Genomic DNA, 5,942 nt, shown 5'->3' with positions numbered 1-5,942 from the left:
TGCCATTATAAAAAGTAGATCCGTTGAGGGAAAAATCCGCTATATATTCCCCCATTTCTTCGGGCGATACGGGTGCCTCAATGCCGGGAAATGCCTGCTCCAGCATCTCGGTCTGTACAGCACCGAGGCATAATGCATTGACACTGATTTTTTGTCCCCCAAGTTCGGTCGAGAGACATTCCGTTAAAATACTCAGGGCTCCTTTGGACACGCTGTAGGCCGCCAGCCCGGGAAACTTAGCACTTCCCTGGAACCCGCCCATACTGCTGATGTTAAGGATATGTGCATTTGTATTAAAGTGGGGCAGTAATTGTTTCGTAATGTTTACTGCGCTAATCAGGTTGCCCTCGATCTGAGCACGCCAGTCGTCCAGTGAGAGATCCTCAAACGGCTTGTTTATGAGTGTGCCCGCATTATTGATGAGGATATCCACGCCCTCAAAAGTGGATGAAACAGTGCGAACAAGCTGTTCCACGGCATCCTGGTCGGTCAAGTCCGCGGCAATGTCAGAAATACAAGCGGGGTATTGTTGGTGTAGCTTTTTCAGTGGTCCCGCGGACCGCGCAACAGCCACCACCTGGTGATTCCGGTTTGCGAGCTGCTGACAGACTTCATAGCCGATCCCGCGGCTGGCTCCGGTGACAATAATAACTTTTGACATACAGGACTTTTTGTTGGTGAAAGTAAGAAGACCGCAGGGATCTCACAACGTATAATATGAAGGTTTTGAAAAACCGGGAATTTAAGTCAGTAGCAACTCCTGAGCATATTCAAAACCGAAGCATAATAACCCGGATTAGTCACCAGGAAATTTGGTCGCGAACGAGGCGAAGAAAAAATGGCATGTCCTGTTGAATCCTTTCAGTCGGGAGCAGCGCATCAATAGGATCGATGGTCTTCACAGGGCGCTCCCGTAGAGCGATGCACGATGACTGGCATCTCCGATTGCGGCAATATCGAAGTGATGTACTACCCATTTATTTTTGTTACTAATTCGCCGTTGATTTTATTAACTTTCTGTCTATCGAAAATATATGACTACGCGAATAAGTTAATGATCGACAAGCCACGAGATTATTGCGGTATTTTTGGAATCCAAAATCATCCTGATGCAGCCCTCCTTTCTTATTATGGGCTTCACGCCCTGCAGCACAGGGGACAGGAATCGGCTGGTATAGTAACATCCTATTATGACGAAGAAAAAAAACGATGGGTGATGCCCGCTCATCGCGATTTCGGCTTGGTTTTGAAAGTCTTTGACGACCAGAAGATGTTCAAAAACGAGTTAAAGGGACGCGCGGCCATCGGGCACAACCGGTATTCCACCACCGGTGCTGCCAGGAATCCCGCCAATATACAACCCTTTCGCGTGCATTATCACAAGGGCAATATTGCGATCGGACATAACGGAAACCTCGCCAACGCCCAACAGCTTCGCAATCGTTTTCGTCAAGAGGGGGTGCTCTTTCAGAGTACCTCTGATACCGAGCTGATTCTGCACCTGATCTCCCACAGTCAGAAGGCAACACAGATTGAGCAGGTACTGGATGCGCTCGAGCAGATTGAAGGAGCGTATAGCCTGGTGATGCTTACCGATGACAAACTGATTGCGGTTCGCGACCCCAATGGATTTCGTCCCCTGGCCCTCGGCAAGGTAGACGGCAGTTACTGCGTAGCCAGCGAAACCTGCGCTTTTGACATTATCGACGCTGAGTATATTCGCGATATTGACCCGGGAGAAGTGCTGGTGATTGACCAGGAAGCAGGCAGCGACTCGCAGCCGGATTCCTACCATCTCGAACCGGAATACGGGACCGACACCAGCCAGTGCATTTTTGAATACGTCTATTTTTCACGTCCCGACAGCAAGATTTTTGGCGAGAATGTGGATAAAGTGCGCCGGAACCTTGGGAAACACCTGGCTAAAGAGCACCCGATCAATGAAGTCATCCGAAAAGATACCGGCGACACCAAGCCCATTGTTATTTCGGTACCCGACTCAAGCAATACAGCGGCATTGGGATATGTGCATGAAAACCAAAAACTGGGCTACGAATGCAAGTTTGAGATTGGCTTGATTCGCAATCACTACGTAGGCAGAACGTTTATTTCACCCGGACAAAAATCGCGGGAGCAGAAAGTGCGGACGAAGTTTAATACCGTCAAAGGCGTGATTGAAGGACGTTCGGTCATTATTGTCGATGATTCCATTGTCCGGGGAACCACCTCGCGGTACCTGGTAAACATGATCCGCCAGGCCAACCCCGCTGAAGTACACTTTCTGGTGAGTTCGCCGCCGGTGATCGGTCCCTGTTATTACGGGTTGGATTTCCCCGACCCCAAGGAGTTGATCGCCAATCGCTATGGTCGCGATATTCATGCGATGGCAAAAGAGATTGGTGTCGACAGTCTTCGCTATTTATCCGCGGAGGGGCTGGTCGAGGCAGTCAGGGAATCGAATCCTTCGTCCGGCGGTTACTGCACCGCCTGCTTTACGGAAGATTATCCGGTGCCGGTCAATTTCGGGATTGGGAAAGAAGAAAATGAGATTGTTTGATGGAGTTTAAAAAAGCCCATTTCGTAACCGGCGCTCCTTCCCTGGATGTATGTCCCGAGGCCTACTACCCCGAAATTTGTCTCGCCGGACGCTCCAATGTGGGAAAATCGTCGCTCATAAATGCACTGGTCAATCACAAGGGGCTGGCCCGGACCAGTAACACGCCGGGGAAGACGCAGCAGATGAACTACTACCTGGTAGATGACAAGGCCTACCTGGTGGACCTGCCCGGCTTCGGTTATGCCAAAGTATCCAAAAAGGAGCGGGAGCGGTGGGGAAGGGATATCCGCGAATACCTGTTGGAACGGACTACGCTGCGGCTGGTGATCCACCTGGTGGATATCCGACACAAGCCCAGCAAACTGGACGAAGAGTTTTTTTACTGGCTCGGTGTCAATCGTCTCCCGTTCATCGTGGTATTAAGCAAAGGCGATAAGATTTCCCGCAATAAGCGCCAGCAGTCCAAAGCACGGGTAAAGCGCATTTTGGATGAAATGAATATAGAAGTGCCTATTGTTATAAGTTCCGTAAAAGATAATATTGGTATCAGCGACGTCAAAGATTTGATATCCGAATTTGCATCATAATAAATATAAAACTTAACGTTAAACGTAAAATCGATCTCCATGTCATTTAGTATTCTTATCCTGGATAATGTTGACCCGCTCGCTGAAAAAGTGTTTGAAGAGCGCGGTATTAAGGTAACACGTAATCACAACCTGAGCGGAGAAGAGCTGCATCGTGAAATAAAAAGCTACGACGGTATCGTCGTTCGCAGCTCAACGACCGTCAGTCCTGAGGTTCTCCAATCGGCCGACAAGCTGAAAGTAGTGGGACGGGCCGGCGTAGGCGTGGATAATATTGATATCGAAGCTGCCACCGCCCGCGGCGTATTGGTGATGAACACCCCCGACGGCAACACGATCTCTACCGCGGAGCATACCTGCGGAATGATTTTAGCCATTGCCCGGAATATCCCCCAGTCGGTACAGAAAGTGAAAAGCGGCGGATGGGATCGAAAAAAGTATATGGGTACGGAAGTTCATAATAAGACCCTCGGCATTATCGGATTGGGAAAAATAGGGGGCGAAGTGGCCAAACGGATGAAGAAGTTCGGCATGAATATAAAAGCATACGATCCGTTCGCCTCCGTAGAAAAAGCGGACAGTCTCAATGTAGAATTGCTGGAACTGGACGAACTGCTGGGGGTTGCCGATTTTCTGACTGTGCATACGCCGCTCACCGAAAAGACCAAAGGGCTGGTCTCCATGGATAATGCTGACAAGCTTAAGAAAGGAGTATTTTTGATCAACTGCGCCCGCGGTGGTATTTATAAAGAGGAAGATTTGCCTCAGCTGATTGATGAAGGATATGTGGCCGGTGTCGCCGTGGATGCCTATTCCACGGAACCGCCCACCGCCGAGCTATATGAAATCCTGGAGCACCCTCACATTATCTGCACCCCGCACCTGGGAGCTTCCACCGAAGAGGCCCAGGAAAAAGTAGCCGAGCAGATTGCACATCAGATGATCGACGCTCTCGAGCAAAAAAGCTTCAAGGGAAGCCTGAACGGCAAGTCCATTTCCCTGACAACCAACAAGGAAGTACAGCCCTATCTGGAGCTGGCAGAAAAACTGGGAAGCGTGGCTATCCAGCTGGCCCCCGAGCATGCCAACGAGTTTTCGTTCGAATACAGCGGTACCTGCGCCCAATTTTCTGACGTGCTTACCGATTCAATCCTGAAAGGGATCCTCTCGCACCACGTAAGCGAGGCCGTGAACCTGATTAACGCCCGTCACTATGCCGAAGAGCGGGGCATGAAAATCAAAGAAACCAAGGCCGGCGAGACCAAGACGTTTAACGACCTGATCACCATCCGGCTGGGCGAGGGAGCTGAGTACCAGAATATTTCGGCTACCGTCTTCGGAGAAGATGATTACCGTATCGTAGAGATTGACGGCTATGGCATTGAGCTTCGCCTGGAGGGGGATATCGTGATGTACCAGAATGTGGATAAGCCGGGGATGCTGGCCGGCGTCAGCAGCACCATGGCCGAGCAGGGCATCAACATCGGTTCCCTGAGCCTCGGAAGAACCGGTAAAGGTTCCAATGCCATCACGGCGATTTCGGTGGATAAACCGCTGAATGAAAAAGAGCTCGAGCCGATCATTAATATTGACGGCGTCAACGCATTGAAGTACATCAGCCTGACGAACGGCCAATAAAAGGAAATAATCAGAAATTCAGTTTCCGTGGGCAGGAATCAAGGAGTTCGTGGCTTCATATAAATAAAATAACGTTCAATATGACTATTGACTCCCGGCCACTCCAAGCTATATATATGTTATGAAACATCTCGACCATATCGGCATAGCGGTGGCGGATCTCGAGGAGGCGATCGAGACCTACGAAAGGCTGCTTGACGCGGAGTGCTACAAGCGTGAGACGGTCGAACAACAGCAGGTGGAAACCGCCTTTTTCCGGACCGGGACATCCAAGGTGGAGCTTCTGGGAGCCACCGGGTCCGATTCGGTGATTGCCGGGTATATTGCCAACAAAGGCGAAGGCATGCACCACGTGGCTTTTGAAGTGGAGGATATCCGCGGGGAGATGGAGCGGCTGCGCGGGGAGGGCTTTACCGTGCTCTCCGAAGAGCCCAGCCGCGGGGCCGACAATAAACTGGTCGCCTTTGTACATCCAAAAGACAATCACGGCGTACTGGTGGAGCTGTGTCAAACAATCGCAAAATAGGTTGAGTTTTGCGGCGAATGATGATATCTTTGGTCTCACTAATTCAGAACTCTATCAGGTCCAGAGTGCCGAAGTCTCCGAACTTTAGCGACGGGGTATTTCGTAGAGTTCCAATTTAGTGATTGACATATTTCGGGACGTGGCGCAGTCCGGTAGCGCACACGACTGGGGGTCGTGGGGTCGCAGGTTCAAATCCTGTCGTCCCGACTTATATAAGGCCTTCTGATAGCTTTGACAGCTGTCAGGGGGCTTTTTTGTTTTATCTACGAAGTTACCTGCGGTAACAAAACTGAGCGTTGATATTCCGAAGCAGTGCTTCGGGGTTCAAATCCTGTCGTCCCGACCACGTAGAAGCCCTGTGATAGCTTTTAAAAGCTGTTACAGGGCTTTTTGTTTTTATCGAAGAATCTTGCGAAAAGCTATAAACCTTAGTACTGATGTTCTGAAGCCGTGTACCCGGAATTTCTCCTTCATTCCATAATCCAATGATAGGCATATTAAATGGTATCTCAATTGTTGGGCCAAAGCTACCTGACCAAGTATGGGGAAATCTACAATTATCGACAAATTTGGTTCAAATCTTATTGTCTTACTATTAACAGATTTTGCAAGGCCCCAAACAGTTATTATTGGT

At 49.7% G+C, this 5,942-nt stretch carries 5 protein-coding genes and 1 tRNA gene; 5 read left to right on the top strand and 1 reads right to left on the bottom strand.

Features of this window, described 5'->3' with window-relative positions:
• The coding region (locus ACESLU_RS10395) for an SDR family NAD(P)-dependent oxidoreductase (RefSeq protein ID WP_372638585.1) at positions 1-661 on the bottom strand (661 nt) is incomplete at its 3' end.
• A gap of 393 nt (positions 662-1,054) precedes the next feature.
• Between ACESLU_RS10395 and purF the strand changes: the two genes are divergently transcribed.
• The 5 genes from purF to ACESLU_RS10370 all read left to right on the top strand — a co-directional run bounded on the left by purF (position 1,055) and on the right by ACESLU_RS10370 (position 5,515).
• Entirely contained in the window at positions 1,055-2,557 is a 1,503-nt protein-coding gene (gene purF / locus ACESLU_RS10390) for an amidophosphoribosyltransferase (protein WP_372638584.1), read from the top strand.
• Positions 2,557-3,144: a ribosome biogenesis GTP-binding protein YihA/YsxC gene (yihA, locus tag ACESLU_RS10385; RefSeq protein WP_372638583.1), complete on the top strand. Its 588-nt coding sequence runs from the start codon at positions 2,557-2,559 to the stop codon at positions 3,142-3,144. Before purF ends, yihA begins: the two co-directional genes overlap by 1 nt.
• 39 nt (positions 3,145-3,183) lie before the next feature.
• Positions 3,184-4,782 (top strand): phosphoglycerate dehydrogenase, encoded by a 1,599-nt coding sequence (gene serA / locus ACESLU_RS10380; protein WP_372638582.1) that lies wholly within the window; start codon positions 3,184-3,186, stop codon positions 4,780-4,782.
• 121 nt (positions 4,783-4,903) lie between these two features.
• Entirely contained in the window at positions 4,904-5,308 is a 405-nt protein-coding gene (gene mce, locus ACESLU_RS10375; protein WP_372638581.1) for a methylmalonyl-CoA epimerase, read from the top strand.
• 133 nt (positions 5,309-5,441) lie between these two features.
• Positions 5,442-5,515: transfer RNA gene (locus ACESLU_RS10370), tRNA-Pro, on the top strand.
• The last annotated feature ends 427 nt before the right edge of the window (positions 5,516-5,942 follow it).

It is taken from the genome of Fodinibius sp., assembly GCF_041642155.1.
GTDB lineage: Bacteria > Bacteroidota > Rhodothermia > Balneolales > Balneolaceae > Fodinibius.
This window is presented reverse-complemented; position numbering and strand designations above follow the sequence as displayed.

Coding starts and splice junctions, on each gene's coding strand:
- mce (WP_372638581.1), top strand. CDS start 4,904: ATGAAACATCTCGACCATATCGGCATAGCGGTGGCGGATCTCGAGGAG.
- serA (WP_372638582.1), top strand. CDS start 3,184: ATGTCATTTAGTATTCTTATCCTGGATAATGTTGACCCGCTCGCTGAA.
- yihA (WP_372638583.1), top strand. CDS start 2,557: ATGGAGTTTAAAAAAGCCCATTTCGTAACCGGCGCTCCTTCCCTGGAT.
- purF (WP_372638584.1), top strand. CDS start 1,055: ATGATCGACAAGCCACGAGATTATTGCGGTATTTTTGGAATCCAAAAT.